This window comes from Facklamia sp. P9177 (assembly GCF_050409585.1).
Taxonomy (GTDB): domain Bacteria; phylum Bacillota; class Bacilli; order Lactobacillales; family Aerococcaceae; genus Facklamia.
Genome location: NZ_JBNUPE010000003.1, coordinates 58,468 through 75,396, shown reverse-complemented (window position 1 = coordinate 75,396; position 16,929 = coordinate 58,468). Strand labels below are relative to the sequence as shown.

The 16,929-nt window shown below is 35.6% G+C and carries 19 protein-coding genes; 17 read left to right on the top strand and 2 right to left on the bottom strand.

The genetic code is table 11. The features are described from left to right. The first annotated feature begins 3 nt into the window (after positions 1 to 3). The 13 genes from ACQV18_RS02200 to ACQV18_RS02140 all read left to right on the top strand — a co-directional run bounded on the left by ACQV18_RS02200 (position 4) and on the right by ACQV18_RS02140 (position 12,191). Positions 4 to 1,341, top strand: a complete 1,338-nt coding sequence (locus tag ACQV18_RS02200; RefSeq protein ID WP_428892483.1) for a M20 family metallopeptidase — start codon at positions 4 to 6, stop codon at positions 1,339 to 1,341. A 16-nt stretch (positions 1,342 to 1,357) separates the two neighbouring features. Then, a complete protein-coding gene (gene arcC / locus ACQV18_RS02195) occupies positions 1,358 to 2,299 on the top strand; it encodes a carbamate kinase (protein WP_428873832.1) in 942 nt (313 codons plus the stop codon). A 295-nt stretch (positions 2,300 to 2,594) separates the two neighbouring features. Continuing rightward, on the top strand, positions 2,595 to 4,286 hold the full coding sequence (gene argS, locus ACQV18_RS02190; protein WP_428876423.1) for an arginine--tRNA ligase: 1,692 nt from the start codon (positions 2,595 to 2,597) through the stop codon (positions 4,284 to 4,286). Between the two features lie 213 nt (positions 4,287 to 4,499). Then, positions 4,500 to 5,198, top strand: a complete 699-nt coding sequence (locus ACQV18_RS02185) for a Crp/Fnr family transcriptional regulator (protein ID WP_428873830.1) — start codon at positions 4,500 to 4,502, stop codon at positions 5,196 to 5,198. Between the two features lie 22 nt (positions 5,199 to 5,220). Then, positions 5,221 to 5,775: a cob(I)yrinic acid a,c-diamide adenosyltransferase gene (locus ACQV18_RS02180; RefSeq protein WP_428874667.1), complete on the top strand. Its 555-nt coding sequence runs from the start codon at positions 5,221 to 5,223 to the stop codon at positions 5,773 to 5,775. A 31-nt stretch (positions 5,776 to 5,806) separates the two neighbouring features. Continuing rightward, the gene (locus ACQV18_RS02175; RefSeq protein WP_428892482.1) at positions 5,807 to 6,628 is read left to right on the top strand and encodes a metallophosphoesterase; all 822 of its coding nucleotides are present in this window, start codon (positions 5,807 to 5,809) and stop codon (positions 6,626 to 6,628) included. A 2-nt stretch (positions 6,629 to 6,630) separates the two neighbouring features. After that, entirely contained in the window at positions 6,631 to 7,362 is a 732-nt protein-coding gene (locus ACQV18_RS02170; RefSeq protein WP_428892481.1) for a hypothetical protein, read from the top strand. After that, positions 7,359 to 8,114, top strand: coding sequence for an adenosylcobinamide-GDP ribazoletransferase (locus ACQV18_RS02165; RefSeq protein ID WP_428892480.1), 756 nt, complete (start codon positions 7,359 to 7,361; stop codon positions 8,112 to 8,114). Before ACQV18_RS02170 ends, ACQV18_RS02165 begins: the two co-directional genes overlap by 4 nt. 244 nt (positions 8,115 to 8,358) lie before the next feature. Then, positions 8,359 to 8,580: a hypothetical protein gene (locus ACQV18_RS02160; protein ID WP_428873824.1), complete on the top strand. Its 222-nt coding sequence runs from the start codon at positions 8,359 to 8,361 to the stop codon at positions 8,578 to 8,580. Between the two features lie 272 nt (positions 8,581 to 8,852). After that, on the top strand, positions 8,853 to 9,455 hold the full coding sequence (gene cobU / locus ACQV18_RS02155; protein WP_428874672.1) for a bifunctional adenosylcobinamide kinase/adenosylcobinamide-phosphate guanylyltransferase: 603 nt from the start codon (positions 8,853 to 8,855) through the stop codon (positions 9,453 to 9,455). Positions 9,456 to 9,486: 31 nt separating this feature from the next. Further along, a complete protein-coding gene (locus ACQV18_RS02150) occupies positions 9,487 to 10,404 on the top strand; it encodes an ABC transporter substrate-binding protein (RefSeq protein ID WP_428892479.1) in 918 nt (305 codons plus the stop codon). Further along, entirely contained in the window at positions 10,391 to 11,443 is a 1,053-nt protein-coding gene (locus ACQV18_RS02145; protein ID WP_428873821.1) for a FecCD family ABC transporter permease, read from the top strand. Before ACQV18_RS02150 ends, ACQV18_RS02145 begins: the two co-directional genes overlap by 14 nt. After that, positions 11,436 to 12,191: an ABC transporter ATP-binding protein gene (locus ACQV18_RS02140; RefSeq protein WP_428892478.1), complete on the top strand. Its 756-nt coding sequence runs from the start codon at positions 11,436 to 11,438 to the stop codon at positions 12,189 to 12,191. The genes ACQV18_RS02145 and ACQV18_RS02140 overlap by 8 nt, the downstream gene beginning before the upstream one ends. Here ACQV18_RS02140 and ACQV18_RS02135 read toward each other — a convergent pair. Together ACQV18_RS02135 and ACQV18_RS02130 are read right to left on the bottom strand one after the other, a co-directional pair. Then, complete coding sequence (locus ACQV18_RS02135; protein WP_428892522.1) at positions 12,176 to 12,436, bottom strand: kinase/pyrophosphorylase; 261 nt, start codon at positions 12,434 to 12,436, stop codon at positions 12,176 to 12,178. The genes ACQV18_RS02140 and ACQV18_RS02135 overlap by 16 nt on opposite strands. Then, complete coding sequence (locus ACQV18_RS02130; protein WP_428892521.1) at positions 12,348 to 12,635, bottom strand: kinase/pyrophosphorylase; 288 nt, start codon at positions 12,633 to 12,635, stop codon at positions 12,348 to 12,350. The genes ACQV18_RS02135 and ACQV18_RS02130 overlap by 89 nt, the downstream gene beginning before the upstream one ends. A 100-nt stretch (positions 12,636 to 12,735) precedes the next feature. Here ACQV18_RS02130 and ACQV18_RS02125 point away from each other — a divergent pair, with 100 nt between their 5' ends. From ACQV18_RS02125 to ACQV18_RS02110, 4 genes are all read left to right on the top strand, one after another. After that, positions 12,736 to 13,233 (top strand): Fur family transcriptional regulator, encoded by a 498-nt coding sequence (locus ACQV18_RS02125; protein ID WP_428873819.1) that lies wholly within the window; start codon positions 12,736 to 12,738, stop codon positions 13,231 to 13,233. A gap of 124 nt (positions 13,234 to 13,357) precedes the next feature. Further along, positions 13,358 to 13,531 carry a 30S ribosomal protein S21 gene (gene rpsU, locus ACQV18_RS02120; RefSeq protein ID WP_066126806.1) on the top strand — a complete coding sequence of 58 codons (174 nt, stop codon included), beginning with the start codon at positions 13,358 to 13,360 and terminating at the stop codon, positions 13,529 to 13,531. Positions 13,532 to 13,712: 181 nt separating this feature from the next. After that, positions 13,713 to 14,735: a PhoH family protein gene (locus ACQV18_RS02115; RefSeq protein WP_428874675.1), complete on the top strand. Its 1,023-nt coding sequence runs from the start codon at positions 13,713 to 13,715 to the stop codon at positions 14,733 to 14,735. After that, on the top strand, positions 14,707 to 16,929 hold the full coding sequence (locus ACQV18_RS02110) for an HD family phosphohydrolase (RefSeq protein ID WP_428874676.1): 2,223 nt from the start codon (positions 14,707 to 14,709) through the stop codon (positions 16,927 to 16,929). The genes ACQV18_RS02115 and ACQV18_RS02110 overlap by 29 nt, the downstream gene beginning before the upstream one ends.

Sequence of the window (16,929 nt, the reverse complement as noted above, 5' to 3'; positions counted from 1 at the left end):
TAAATGGATTACCAATTAACTAAAAATCATCAAGAACCAGCTATTGAAACTTTGCGCCAATGGGTTGCTATTCCATCTGTATTAGATGAAAATGATGCGGAAACTCCATTTGGTCAACCCATTCAAGAAATGCTAGAATTTGCTTTAAAAACTTGTCAAGAAATGGGCATGGAAACCTATATTGATCCAGAGGGTTATTATGGTTATGCAGAAATGGGTCAGGGTGAAGAGTTGTTTGGTGTTCTATGTCACTTGGATGTGGTTCCAGCTTTAAACCCAGATGAATGGACAACGCCTCCATTTGAAATGGATATCCGTGATGGAGCCTTATTTGGTCGTGGAACACAAGATGATAAAGGGCCTTCTATTGCTGCCTTGTATGCATTAAAAGCTTTATTAGACCAAGGACATGAATTAAATAAACGTGTTCGCTTTATCTTTGGAACAGACGAAGAGAACTTGTGGCGTGGGTTAAACCGTTACAATGAAAAAGAAGAGCAAGTAACAATGGGTATTGTTCCTGACTCATCTTTCCCTCTAACCTATGCAGAAAAAGGCTTACTACAGTTGCACATCACCGGTCCAGGTTCAGATGCTTTTGAAATGGAAAATAAAGGAGCCCTAAATGTGGTGCCTGATAAAGCTATTTACAAGGGTGATAAAAAAGATGAATTAGTACAAATTCTTGAGGATTTAGGCTACAAATACCAAGTAGACGGTGAAACTTTAACCGTTTTAGGTAAATCCGTTCACTCTAAAGACTCCTTAAAAGGAGACAATGCTTTAACGCATCTAATTGAAGGAATGTCTGAATTATATGACCATCCTGTCTTAAAATTCGTTAAGGATCATTTTGCGAAAGACGTGAATGGTAAGAGTATCTTTGGTGAGGTTGAAGACCAAGCATCTGGCAGCCTAACATGTAACATTGCTAACCTAGAGGTTACGGCTGAAGAGTCCAAACTAGGTATTGATATGCGTATTCCAGTAACTGCTGACAAAGATCAATTGGTAGAACAATTAGCTAAAGTAGCAAAAGAGTACAAACTCAAGTATAATGAGTTTGATTATCTAGCTTCGTTATATGTTCCAGTTGACTCTGAGTTAGTAACTACTTTGTTAAAAGTATATCGCGACTTAACTGGCGATATGACTGAACCAATTTCTTCTGGTGGCGCTACCTTTGCTCGTACAATGAAAAATTGTGTGGCATTTGGTGCCCTTCAAGAAGGGGTAGAAGATACAATGCATCAAATAGATGAAAGAATGCCACTCGATAATTTCTATCAAACCATGGAAATCTATGCCCATGCATTGAAGGCTTTAGTTACTAAGGCCTAATGAAAGGATTGAATATATGAAAAAACGTAAAATTGTTGTCGCTTTAGGTGGGAATGCGATTCTATCTTCCGACCCAAGCGCTCAAGCACAAAAAGACGCTTTAAAAGAAACAGCAAAACATTTAGTGAAATTAATTCAAAATGGAGACGAGGTTATTATTACTCACGGTAATGGTCCCCAAGTTGGAAATCTATTGCTACAAAACATTGCAGCTGATTCTGAGAAAAACCCAGCTTTCCCATTAGATTCATTAGTGGCTATGACCGAAGGCTCAATTGGTTATTGGTTACAAAATGCCATGCAAAATGAATTAAATAAATTAGGTATCGATAAGCCAGTAGTTAGTTTGGTCACTCAAGTTATTGTAGATAAAAACGATCCAGCTTTTGATAACTTATCAAAACCAATTGGACCATTCTACAGTGAAGAAGAAGCCAAACAACAAATGGCTGAAACTGATGCTAGCTTTAAAGAAGATGCTGGTCGTGGATGGCGTAAAGTTGTTGCTTCACCTAAGCCAGTTGCTATCAAAGAAGTTGATTCCATCAATACCTTAGTAAATGCTGGTAATGTAGTGGTTGCAACTGGTGGTGGCGGTATTCCAGTACTTGAAGACAATGGCCAATTAGTTGGAGTAGAAGCAGTTATTGATAAAGACTTTGCTTCACAAAAACTAGCTAACGATCTCGGAGCTGACTTGTTTATCGTTCTAACAGGTGTGGATTATGTCTATGTAAACTACAACAAACCAAATCAAAAAAAATTAGAAAAAGTTTCGATCGAAAGCTTGAAAGAATATATTAAAGAAGAGCAGTTTGCACCGGGATCTATGTTACCAAAAGTTGAAGCAGCTATTGCATTCGTTGAAAATACAGATCATGGTAAGGCTGTCATTACTTCATTAGAAAATCTTCAAGCATTAATTGAAAATGAATCAGGAACGATTATTAAAAAATAAGAACTTGTTATTTTTTTAAAATTAATATACAATGAGACAAAATTAATAATTAAATCTTAAAGAGAGTAGATTATGCAAGACTGAATAGCAAGTTGGGATGATGGGAGCCGATGAGTCTTAATTAATTGAACCGCACTTTATTATTTGGGTGAATGAAATGAGTAGTTCATCACGTAGGCAACTGCGTTATCAATTTAAGACCTTAAAATTTAAGGTGAATTAGAGTGGTACCGCGTATAACCATATGCCTCTAGAAGGAATTCTAGAGGCTTTTTTGTATAGAAAGGAAGATTTTATGTTAGTAAAAAAGCAAATTGTTGAAACTTTATATCCTGTATTATCAGAGCACTTGACCCAAGAACAGATCGAAAATTTAATTGAACAACCTAATAATAATGAGCACGGAGACTATGCTTTTCCAGTTTTCTCTTTGGCTAAAATATTTCGCAAAGCCCCCCATCAAATTGCTGAAGAAGTAGCAGAAAAAATTGATACTTCTGCATTTGAAAAAGTTCAAGTAGTCGGAGCTTATATCAACTTTTATATTAAGCGCGACGACTTGGCTAGCAAAGTCTTAAAAGAAGTACTTGAACAAGGTGAAAGCTATGGTCAAACAGATATTGGTAAAGGAGGTAACGTTCCAATTGATATGTCGTCTCCTAATATCGCTAAGCCAATGTCAATGGGACACTTACGGTCAACCGTATTAGGGAATTCGATTGCCTTAATTTTGGAAAAATTAAATTATAATCCTATTCGTATTAACCACTTAGGTGATTGGGGAACGCAATTTGGTAAATTAATTGTTGCTTATCAAGGTTGGGGTGATGAAGAAACAGTAAGGAAAGATCCAGTTAATGAATTAGTAAAGTTATATGTTGATTTCCATGAAAAAGCTGAAGAAAATCCCGAATTAGAAGATCAGGCAAGACAAGTCTTCAGAGCCCTAGAAGATGGCAATGAAGAGTATCATAGACTATGGACTTGGTTTAAAGAAGAGTCTATTAATGAATTTAAACGTGTTTACAATCTTTTAAATATTAAATTTGATTATTATACTGGAGAATCGTTCTATAATGATAAGATGGGCGAAGTTTTAGATTATTTAGCAGATAATAATATCTCTAAAATCGAACGTGGAGCCACAATTGTTGACCTTGAAAAGTATCACTTACCTGTTGCTTTAATTAAAAAATCAGATGGAGCTACTTTGTATCTGACTAGAGACTTAGCGACTGCTTACTATCGCAAGCGTACTTTTGATTTCGTGATGAGTTTATATGTTGTTGGTAATGAGCAAAGTGATCACTTTAGACAATTAAAAGCTGTTTTAAATGAAATGGGTAACGATTGGGCTGAAAATATGCACCATATTCCATTTGGCTTGATTACTTTAAATGGTAAAAAGTTATCCACTCGTAAAGGTAAGATAGTTTTACTTGAAAAAGTGCTTAATGAAGCGATTGAAATTGCCGATAAACAGATCACAGCTAAGAACCCTGACTTAGAAAATAAAGCTGAGATTGCTAAACAAGTGGGTGTGGGGGCTGTTGTCTTCCATGACTTAAAAGCAGATCGTCTCAACTCTTTTGATTTTAATTTAGATGATATCGTTCAATTTGAAGGTGAAACTGGTCCATATGTTCAGTATACTTATGCGCGTTTAAATACAGTGCTTAATAAATATAGTAAGGAAATAAAGCCAACGGAAGAGTTGAACTTAGATCATGAACACTCATGGGAAATCATTAAATTAATTAAACAGTATCCAGAAGTCGTTATTAAGGCAGCTGAGCATTTTGAACCATCAGTCATTGCAAAATATGTTATTCAATTAGCACAATTGTCCAATAAGTATTATGCCAAAGTCCGTATTTTGGAAGAAAATGATCAGTTAGAATCAAGAATTCAATTGGTTAAAGCGATTACGATTGTTCTAAAAGATGCATTATCATTGCTAGGTATTGGCGCTCCTGAAAAGATGTAATGAGAACCTCCTGTTAACATTTATTGGACACCTTTCATTGTTTGATTTATATATTCACAAGTGAGATAATATCTATGAATAAATGACATAAAAGGTGAGTAAATATAGTGGCATCTTTTGAATTGAATTTTGAAAATTGAAAACTAAATTTCTATACAAAAGACTCCTTTTATCGTCAGTAAACAATTTACTTTGACAAAGAAAGGGGTCTTTATGGTTAATCGGGCAATTGAAAATTATATTAACGATATATATAACTATGATTTTTTCAATCGACTTTCAATTGATGAAGTCAATCAAATTACTTCTAACTCTATTTTTCATCACATTCCAAAAGGTCAGTTAATCTTTTTTCAAGATGATCCAAATATTTATTGTTATTTCGTCTTTAAAGGATTGGTTCGTCTTGAAAGAGAAAATGCTTCAGGAGAGTTTTGTTACTTAGATTATGTGGCGGAGGAAAGTTTTTTTCCTTATGCGGAATTCTTTTTTAAAGACCACCATCTTTATGATGCCTATGCAGCTACAGATGTTGATTTAGCTTACATCCCCAAAAACCTAATGGAAAATATTGTCTTTAAAAATGCGGAACAATTCAAATTTCTTTATGAAAATTTAGCCAGTGTCCAATATTATTTGGAAAAACGTGTGCAAATGACGGCTATACCAAGTGCTTCTAGCCGAGTAATTCAGACCCTGGCTTTATGGATGTATGATATGGGGCGTTTTATGGGTGATCATGTGGTTATTCCACATCCATTGACTATTAACGAAGCGGCGACAGTAGCCGGTACGACAAGAGAGACAGCAGGAAGAGTCATTAAAGATTTAACTCAAGAGAAAAAAATTACTTTTACACGTAAAAAAATAATTTATCATGATTGGAAATATTTTAACGACCTGATTCAGTAACTATCAAAGAGGTGAGAAAACAATGAAAATTTATACGCGAACAGGAGATCAAGGGAATACGCGTTTAATTGGCAACCGTGTGGTAGCCAAAAACAACCCCTTAGTTGAGGCATATGGAAGTATTGATGAACTCAATTCTTATATTGGTATCCTTATTGCAAGCCCTAATTTAGCCGATGAAATTCGTCAAGATTTATTAGAAATTCAACAATTACTATTTGATTGTGGGACAGATGTTGCAAACGCAGATGAAAAGATTCCTTATCGTACCACAGAGACTGCTATTACTTGGTTAGAAGAACGAATTGATGCTTACGATAAAAGAGTTGACCCTATTGAATCTTTTATCTTGCCTGGAGGAACCATGGAAGCCAGTCAACTTCAATATGCTCGTAGTATTGCTCGTAGAGTTGAAAGAAGGCTGGTTAGCCTACCAATTTCTGAAAAGTTAAATCCGAATGTCTTAAAATTTCTTAATCGGCTTTCCGATTATTTGTTTGTAGGTGGTCGCTTAGTTAACCACCTTAATAATCAAGCAGAACCGAAGTATGTAAGATCGGGGAAAGTGTTTCGCTAAGTGGTTTAAATTAATTGTGAGGAGATAGAAAATGAAGATTGGTGTTATTTCTGATCTCCATATTGATTTACAAGCAGAGCCCTACGCTCAAACAATTATTGATTTACTGGCTAAAGAAACTGATGAGTGGAATTTGTCTTATTTAATTATAGCTGGAGACATAGCGAATCATCAGTCTTTAGTTTTTTCATTCATTAAGGACTTACAAGCAGCCATAACCATCCCTTTATATTTTGTTCCAGGAAATCACGATTATTGGTCTACTAATCAAGAAACCCAAATTATTTATGATAGCTATTGTAACCATCCGAACTGTTTAATAGGAAAGCCACTTTCTCTAAATCAAGATTGGGGATTAGTCGGGCACTCCGCTTGGTACAATCATTCGGGAAATTTTGGACGTCATGATGAAAAATTTCTTCAAGCAGGTAGATACCAAGGTTATATGTGGGAGGATAAACTACATATTCATTGGCAGCAATCTGATCGCCAAGTCTCAAGAGAATTTGCCAGAACAATAGAAAAAGATATGATCTACCTAAACAAAGCTAATTATATTCTAGTCACTCATTTTGTAACAGATTTTGATTTGCAAATCTTACCAGATCCTAAATTTCAAGAAGACATAGATTATTTTAATGCTTTTATTTCTACTGATGATCTTAAGCCTTTTTATGATAAATATCCCATCCGTCATAGTTTTATGGGACATGTCCACCGCAGACAGAAACTGACTAAGCAAGGATGTAATTATTATTTAACAAGTTTAGGAACACCTAGAGAGTGGGAAGAGGGATCGACTTTGTTGGACAATCTAAAGGAAGCTTTGAAGGTTATTGAGATAGGAGAGTAGAAATGGAAAAATATCGTGATATACATATTATGCCATTAAGTAATGATGAGTCCTTAGTTATTGCTTGTGACACTTCAGCTTCAATCGGCCAAAAAGAAGCTGATGTTTTAAGCGTTTCACCCCAAATTACTGCAGCTTTTGCTGTTCGCGTGGTACTTATGGAGGTTCTTTCTGTAAACGCCCAGCCACAATTATTAATAAATATGTTTGGCAATGAAATGAATCCAACTGGAGATTTAATGCTTGATGGTATAAAAAAAGAACTGGCATTAGCAGGTCTTTTTGATTTAGCAATGAATGGCTCAACTGAGGAAAATATGCCAACTAAGATGACATCCCTTGGACTCACCTTGCTTGCAAAGGCCAAAATCGCTGATTTAAAAATAAAAAAAGTCCAACCAGGGGATCAAGTCTATCAAATAGGAAAACCTTTAATGGGTCAGGATTTAATTGACCAGGTCGATCAAATAGTTAGTTATCAAGAGCTTTACCACTTATTAAATCTTAAAGATGTCATTCATGAAATAGTTCCAATTGGGTCTCAAGGTGCGATTGCTGAAGCACAGCAAGTGGCTAAATTTAACCAACTTGATTTTAGATTAGGTCAAGATTCACCTCAATTTTATCAATCAGCAGGGCCTGCAACATCTCTCTTAATTGTAATAAAACCAGCTTTTAAAGCTAATTTATTGACAATTTTTAAAGATATTAAATGGGTGGGTGAGTTATATTGATTGAGTCTATTATTTTATATTTTCAATTTTTTACAGCAATCCCAATTAATCAATCAGTCGATCAAGCAGCTACTAAATTAAAAAAAGGGGTAATCTATTTCCCAGCTTTTGCTTTTATATATGCCGGAATCTTTGCTTTGTTCTTTTTTTTATTTCGTAACTTTTTCTCATCCACCATCGCATGGTCTCTATTAATTATCTTGGATATTTTACTAACTAGAGGCTTTCATTATGATGCTTTGGCTGATACTGCTGACGGACTATTATCCTCTAAAAAAGCTGATGAGATGGTTCGAATTATGAAAGATTCAGCAATTGGAGCCAATGGTGCTTTGATCTTAATTTCGACTATTTTACTTACCTTTGTTTTAGGAAGAGAGTTTTTAATTAATTGTTTTGAAAATGAAATAGTTTTTGTTATTGCTTGGGCTGCCAGTGGTCGTAGCTGTTTACCCTTAATGTTTTATCAGTTAGTGTATGTTGGTGATAACCCCAATGGCTTAGGTAGTCTTTTCCTAGGCGTTTCTACTTGGAAAATTGTGGCCAGTCAGATTTTAACAATGGCTTTCTTTTTCCTATTAGGGTGGCCGTATCTACTTAGTTATATAAGTCTTTTGCTTACCATGTATTTTTATCGCTATTTCGTGTATCATAAAATTTCAGGTATGACAGGAGATACCATGGGAGCTGCTGCTTTAATTGGTCAAATCATTTATATGCTGTTTGTTTTACTTCTTTTTAATAAGAATTAGGATTGTCATTTTCTTTAATAATTATGCTATAATGATGCTAAGCTCTTTGATAATTAAGATAGAATAGGGGAAGCACGTGAGAGTCGTGCGCAGTCCCTTGCTACTGTATGGATGAAAATCTAAGTCAGATTACCTATTTTATCAAGGATGATTGTTATTTCTCAAGGTCTCGTAACAAGGTTCGTTAACAAATACGTTTATTAACCAGACAAGTAGCCTAGTCTGGTTTTTTTAAGGAGGTAAGATGAAGGCAAAAGATTTAGTAACCCTTGCTCATATGATGTCATTGTCAATCATCTTAGCACAGTTCAAGCTATTCTTGACAGTAGCTTTTGATTCAAGTCCAGCTTTTATACTCTTGCTAGCTATGAGAAGATCTGCTGGCGCGATAGTTGGTGCTATAGGACATTTAACAACGGCAATGAGCTCAGCTTTTCCCTTAAGTATTCCACTTATCTTTTATTAATGGCACTTATGATACTAGCTCAGATTAATTTTGTTATGATTTATCGTAAATTTAAATCTTTGAAATATGGCCGGTTATTCTTCCAACTCTAGGCGCCTGCTTGTTTAATGTTTTATTACCACTTCTATGTTTTCAACCGATTTTAGGGGCTGCAATGCTGGTAAGTTTCTTTTGGCCCTTAAAGCTAGCTACTCTTGCTAATATATTGTTAGCTTTGCGACTTTTTGAAGGTCTAACAAAAATAAATATATCGATGTTTAGGAAGTGAGTGAATGGGGGAAATTATTTATTATACTGGAGGAGCTAAATCTGGTAAATCTAGATTAGCTCAAGAAGAAATTTATAGACGAAAGCTTCAAAATATTGCTTATATAGCAACCCAAGCCAATAAGTTTTCTGATTCAGAAGTAAAAAGGAGTATTGAAAAACATCGTTTATCAAGACCCAAAGATTGGGATACTTATGAACAGGCTCATGATTTGGATCAATTGGTTAAGCAACTTTCAAATAATTATCAAATTGCTTTAGTCGATTGTATGACGGTTTGGCTAACCAATATTCTTTTTGATAAATGGCAATTCTTAGCTAACAATCAAGAACTATCTTTTGATGAGTATGTCAATGAACTAAAGGGTGAGCAAATCCAAAAGCTAGAAGATTTTGTTATGGAAGAGCTTAATGCTTTTTTAAAAGAAATAAAAGCTTCATCAACGGATTTTATCATTGTGTCAAATGAGCTAGGTCTAGGATTGGTTCCAGAGTATAAACTCGGGCGCATTTTCAGAAATATTCATGGTTTAATGAATCAAGAAATTGCCAGACAAGCGAACTTAGTTTATTGGGTGGTTTCAGGAATTGCAGTGAATATAAAGTAAAAAAATTTAAAGAAATAAAGGAGAAAATTAAATGAATAAAAAAATTGCTGTTTTAATGATGTTTGTGATGACTCTGTTTACCGGACAAATGGTATCTAGTGAAGAAACGACGGTTCTCACATTGACCGATATGGTTGGTAGAGAAGTTGTGCTTGAAGAGGGACCCGTTGATGAAATTGTCACTTTAATGCCAGCAGATGCTGAGATACTCTTTGAAATAGGAGCAGGAGACACTATTGTGGGTCGAGGAACTTATGTAGACTTCCCGGCAGATGAAGTGGAAGAGATTCCAGCTATCGCTACTGGTGAAAATTTAAATATTGAAGAAATTATTGCCCTAGACCCAGAAGTGGTTGTGATGACTGCTATGTCCTTAACTGAAGATCAAATGACTGCTATTGAAGACGCAGGAATTACCGTCTTGGTGACAGATGCCCAGACAATTGAGGAAGTCTATGGAGCAATCGATTTGCTCGGTCAATTAGTTGGTAAAGAAGAAGAAGCAGACCAATTAATTGAAGAAATGGAAACAGTCTTTAAAGAGTTTGAAGAAAAAGCTGACCAAGAAGAAGAATCTAAGAGTGTTTATTATGAAGTTTCTCCGCTAGAGTTTGGCTTATGGACTGCTGGTTCTGAAACCTTCATGGATGAAATTGGACAGATGTTGAATTTAGAAAATGTTTTTGCAGATCAAAAATCCTTTGTTGAAGTCTCAGAAGAACAAGTTTTATTAGCCAATCCACAAGTAATCATTACTACTTCTCTTCCTATGGATGAAGAGGCTCCTTCTCCTGAAGAAGAAATTATGCAACGCAAAGAATGGGATGACCTTTCAGCTGTAAAAAATGATAAAGTTTTTGCAGTAGACAATTCTGCTTTCACTAGACCTGGACCGCGCTTGATGGATGCTGTCAAAGAATTATATGATCTAGTTTATGGCACAGAATAAGAGCTGGCAGCTTTCACAATCAGCTAAAAAAAGTGTCGTAAAATTAGTCCTGATGGTGTCAATAACTCTCTTAATACTAGCTATGGCTTTGATTATAGGAAGTGTGAAAATTTCTTTTACTGACTTGTATCAAGTGCTAGAAAATCAAGTCTTAAATCAATCAATGACCGACTTGGAACAACAGGCAACCATCTTACTTGCTGTTAGACTACCTCGTTTACTCACTGCTTTTTTAATCGGCATGGCCCTTTCTTTGAGTGGAATGACCATGCAAAGTTTGTTAATGAACCCCTTGGCTGATGGCTCTACCTTGGGAGTTTCAGCTGGAGCAAGCTTGGGTGCTGGCATTGCTATCGTCATTGGGATTCCTTCCTTTATCCAAAGGCAAGGAATCTTTTTGATGGCGGTGATCTTTGCTTTTGGATCACTAGTATTGATTTTATCTTTTTCTTATTATTTGGATAAACAGTTAAAGAATATGACTGTTATCTTAACTGGAATCGTCTTTACCATGCTGGTCTCTTCATTAATGAATATTTTAATGATTATCAGCAAAGAAAAGCTGCCTTCTTTAGTTTTTTGGACTTTAGGGTCGCTTTCAGGCTCCAGGTATACCGATGTTTGGGTAATGGGTGTTTGCGTCATAATAATGGGTGGCTATATTGTTATGAAATGGCAAGAATTGAACGCTTTTTCAATGGGGGAAAACATCGCAAGAAATATTGGGATAAACATAGTCTCTGTTCGAATTAAATTGTTTATTGCCACTTCCATCCTGATTGGTGTTGCTGTTTCAATAGGCGGTTCGATACCTTTTGTAGGTTTAATAACCCCCCATATTAGTCGTTTAATTGTAGGCTCCAATCATAGACGTTTGATTCCTTGGACTCTATTTATTGGTGGTAACTTTATGGTGGTAACCGATTTATTAGCTCGCACCATTGCCTCCCCCCTTGAAATACCAATAGGGGCAATCACTTCCTTATTTGGCAGCTGTATTTTTATTCTTATCTTTGCTAGGGGGAAGCGTAATGCTTAAAGTTAATAAACTCAAAATGGAATTAGATAAAAAAATAATTTTACATGACATTAATTTTGAAGTAGCCGAGGGTGATTGGTTGATGATTTGTGGACCAAACGGATCAGGAAAAACCTCATTAATAAAAGCTCTATCTGGTCAAAATCCCTACACTGGAGAAATTGAGATCTATGGCAGCAACCTTCGGCTTTTAAAAAGCAATCAAAAGGCAATGATTTTTGGTGTTTTAGACCAACATCCTGGTTCAGACTTTGATTTTACTGTAGAAGAATTGGTGCGTATGGGACGCTACCCACATCTTAAAGGCTGGTTTAAGAGCTGGACAGACATAGATCAAGAGGTGCTTGAAAGAGTCCTGCTTCAAACCAATCTATATCAAAAGCGTAAGCGATCAGTTCAAAGCTTATCAGGAGGAGAAAGGCAGCGAGCATACTTAGCTCAACTTTTTTTACAGGATCCTAAGTTATTAATATTAGATGAACCAAGTAATCATTTAGACTTAATATATGAGCAAAACCTTTTTAGAACACTTAAAGAGTGGTTGCAGCAGCCAGGACGATCCATTATTACAGTTATGCACGATTTGAGTCTTGCTAAAAAATATGGAAATCGGGCTCTATTGTTAAAAGAGGGACATCAAGTAGTTTTTAATGATGTGTCTAAGGCTTTGTCTTCAGAAAAATTAAATAGCAGTTATCAAATGGATATTGCGAGTTATTTAAAAGAAAAATATCAACAATGGCAATGATAATAACCCCTAAATGTTTTTACGTCAACATTTAGGGGTGTTTTTGAAGGGTGTGAGACAGCTAATAAGATAATATCTGCTTCGATAAAAATTTTGGGCTCTTTTCCATCAGCATAGCGCATGGCAAATTCCACGGCATTATTACGGTCAAAATATTCATGGTTTAACTCGTTTTGAGCACCGATAGTTTGACTTGTTTTTTCCGGTAAGTTGTGATACCACTTGAGTAAAGGGTGGCGATAAATTAAAGAAATGTAAATTATTCATTATGCAAAAAGATTCGGCCTCTTTAGCTTGATGATTTTTAGCCTCTTGTAGAACCCCTTGCAAGCGCGAGCTTGTTGAAATGAAGACATATTTGTGCAATAATATATGAACATATGGGAATTGATAGGCTACTGCTTTAGCAACTCTTAAGGTGGTCTCACCAATTGAATCCGATATGATAAAAAATGAAGTGGTAACGGATTTGCTTGATTCCTAATGGCTATCCAGTTAATGAATTAATTTAAGTTTACCATATTTCTTGAAAGAGGTGACAGAATTGAAAGAAGTTAGATTAAATGAAGGTCAGTTAGCTCCAGAAGTTCAACAACTTATTGATCAAGGTTTAAAGACTCTAAAAAAAGAAGGATTTAAAATGACCAAGAAGCGCCGAGAAATACTTTCCCTTTTTGCTGAAAACCAACGCTACCTATCTGCTTTGGGCATTCATAAAGCATTGGAAGAGAAGTATCCGACCATGTCTTATAATACTACTTATCGTAACCTCTATGATTTCGTTGAAGTGGGTATTCTTGAAACGACAGAATACCAACAAGAACAACTATTTCGATATAATTGCCATTTAACTCACGGCACAGACCATCACCATCACCATCATTTTATTTGCACCAATTGTGGTAAAACAATTCTACTTGATGCTTGTCCCATGCAACATATTACAACCGATTTATCTTCAGTTGAAATAAGGAGTCACCGCTTTGAAGTCTTTGGCCTGTGTGCTGAATGTAAAGAAGTATTACAAGATAATCCCGCATAAACTTCACAAAAGTTTTTCTTTGTTCTTGAAAAGCTTAAGATTCATGCTATAATATAGGGAGGACTTTGTTTAGATTATTATTTCTAAGGAAAGGTTACTATAAGCTCGGGGGGAGGGGAACCAGATGTCAAAAACAGTAGTTCGTGATAACGAATCATTGGATGACGCTCTTCGTCGCTTTAAGCGTAACGTTTCTAAAACCGGTACTTTGAGAGAGGCTCGTAAGCGTGAATTTTACGAAAAGCCAAGTGTTCGACGTAAAAAGAAATCAGAAGCAGCTCGTAAACGCAAGTTTTAAGCGTATCGCCTAAGCAACAATATAGAATAAAATATTCTGTTTAAAAAGAATCAGTTTTCTGGTTCTTTTTTTTATTTTTAAAAAAATATCATAATAAGTATTAATATATCGGTCTTTTATTCCATTTTATAAGCATTTTATGGTAATCTTAACTTAGTTTATTAATAAAGGAGACGACTATTTGAATAACAACGAAAAATTCTCAAAACAAGTCACCGTCACAAACACAGATTGGCTAATTTCCTTGTTGGGCAATCATGATAAATACATACGTATGATTGAAGATAGTTTCGAAGTAGAAATAACCAACCGCGGTGAAATAATTAACATTATTGGTGAGCGTGAAGAGACAGTGGAGTCTGTTCGTCAAATCCTCCTAAACCTTATTCAACTTTTGGAAAGGCGAATTACCCCTCGATCCATGGATGTCATGACAGCTATTAAAATGGCAAAAAGTAATAAATTAGATTTTTTTCTCAACCTTTATGAAGAAGTGGTGGGTCGTTCTGCAGATGGAACAGCTATTCGTGCCAAAAACTTTGGACAGTTACAATACGTTAGAGCTGTTAACCGACAAGACGTTGTCTTTGGTATGGGACCTGCTGGAACTGGAAAGACCTACTTGGCTGTTTTGATGGCTGTCCAGGCTATGCGAGAAGGTAAAGTGAAAAAAATAATACTGACACGCCCAGCAGTCGAAGCTGGAGAAAACCTTGGTTTCTTACCAGGTGATTTGAAAGAAAAAGTAGATCCTTACTTAAGACCAATATACGATGCCTTATATAACATTTACGGAACGGAACAAACCAACCGTCTAATGGAAAGAGGCATTATCGAAATTGCGCCATTGGCTTATATGAGAGGTCGAACCCTAGACGATGCTTTTGTTATTTTAGATGAGGCTCAAAATACAACAATTGCACAAATGAAAATGTTCTTAACTCGATTAGGCTTTGGCTCAAAAATGATTATAAATGGCGATCAGTCACAAATTGACCTACCTAAAGGGGTAAAATCTGGATTGATTGACGCCTATCATAAATTAAGAAAGGTTAAACGCATTGAATTTGTATCTTTTGATGAGTTCGATGTGGTTCGTCATCCAGTAGTTGCGGATATTATTAGAGCTTATAGCAAAGAACCCATGATTGAAAACCTTCTAAGGAGAGAAGAAAATGAATCGTCGACTACAGTTACTTCATGAGCGTTTAGGTAAAGTCTTTATACCTCTTATAACATTCATACTATCCTTAGCAATTTTTTTAATTGGCTATCAACACGTCAAACCAGAAGTTTATCACTTTGAATTGAATCAAGTAGCAGATGAAACAATTTTAGCGCCTGTGACGATGGAAGATGTTGAGCAGACAAAAGCCAATCAACAAAGAGCTAAGGATGCTATTAATGATATCTATTTATATCAAGAAGATATCAGGATTCAGGAAATTACGCGGATTGAGCAGTTTTTTGGCTTTGTTCGTGAGGCTCGTAATGGTAAGTACTCACGAGACGGTGTAATTGATTCTTTAAAGAATGCATCTAAAGAAAAGCCACTGGATCAATCTTTTAATGAAAAGGTCAATAATTTACCAACTAAAAAAACCAACTTCGATAATTTATCCGAGGAGCAAAAGCGAACAGTGATTCAAGCACAATTACAAATGGTAGATGAAAATGTTTTTAATTTGTTTGATCAGCTTTCTAACCGCTCAATTGATCAAGTTTTTAAAATCAGTCCCTTAGAACTATCTGAATTACAATCGAATTTAACTGATTTTATATCCGAGAGTCTTGCTCAAGAATTAGGTCCTGATCAAGTTGATAAAGAGTTGGACAAATATCGTTTACAAATCACATCTTCCGATATGTCAGAGCTTGCTCAGCAAACGACTTTAAACTTTTTAGGCGCCTTGATAAAACCAACGATGGTATATTCGGAGTCAGAAACAAATCGCTTAAAGGAAGAAGCAGCTTCCAAAGTTCAAACATCTTATATTCTACAAGGACAAGTTATTGTTCAAGAAGGTCATATTATTAATCAAAATAATATGCGACAACTTGAGATGTTTGGTTACTTGGATGCATCGACTAAGCAATATCTTATGCCAGTCTTTGTTCTATTAATTTTTGTCCATGCTTTTCTATTCGTTTATATCTTTTCTGATAAATTAAATTGGACAGATTTAAGCCGTGCGAATATGCAGGCTACTGCTTATATGATTATTGTTTTTGGGTCGTTGATCATGGCCAAGATGGGACATTTCTTCCAACAGGCAGGTCTAGAGTATGGTATGTTGCTTCTACCTTTGATGATTTTACCAGGATATTTAAAAGAAAAATCTTCCTATAAAGTAACATTGTTAGCATTTCTATTTATTAATATCTTTGCTATTTTTATAGTTAGTGATTTAGACAATCAAACTGTTGTAACCTTCATCAGTTTATTTTACCTATTTACTACCATTGTTTCCGTTTTACTGACTACTTTTTCTGATCGTCAGGCGATGAAAGTAGAAAAAAGAGTGGCCTTAAATATCATTTGGCAGTTCATAATTGCTTTGCCTCTAATGGCTGTTCTTACAATTCCTATATTATCTCGTCAGGCTTTTATCATCCTAATAATGACAATTGCAGCTAATTTACTTGGCTTGTTATTAATCGCTGTTTTTGAACCCTATTGGGAGCAACTTTTATCCAGTCGTTCAGCCATGACGATGAATCAGTTAGCTAATTTAAATCATCCCTTATTAAAATTGTTGATTGAAAAAGCACCGGGAACCTATCATCATTCAATTATGGTGGCTAATTTAGCAGCGAATGCCGTGGAAGCCATAGGCGGGGATTCCTTGACCACCCGGGTAGCCTCTTACTATCATGATGTTGGAAAGACAGTCCATCCCCTATTCTTCGTTGAAAACTTATCTGGAGGCATTGAATCACCTCACCGCATGGTAGGGCCAGATGAGTCTGCTAAAATTATTATTGATCATGTTGCTCAAGGTGTAAAATTATTAGAAGAGTACCGTATGCCTCAGTCTGTTATTGATTTATGTAAAGAACACCATGGCACAACCATGACTAGCTATTTTTATTACCAAGCTAAAGAGCAAAAAATGCCTATTAATCCAGAGACCTTTAGATATCCTGGCCCGATTCCACAATCAAAAGAATCCGCTATAGTGATGATTGCAGATTCAATGGAAGCAGCCTCTCGAACAATGAAAGAACATACTCAAAAGAGTATTGAAGAATTACTGGATTCCATAATTGCGAGTAAGATTAACGATGGCCAATTTGCCGATTGTGGGTTGACGGTTGATGAACTAAAAACAGTAAGAAAGTCACTAATTTTAGGGATAGCTAGTATGTATCACACACGTGTGGAATATCCTAAATAA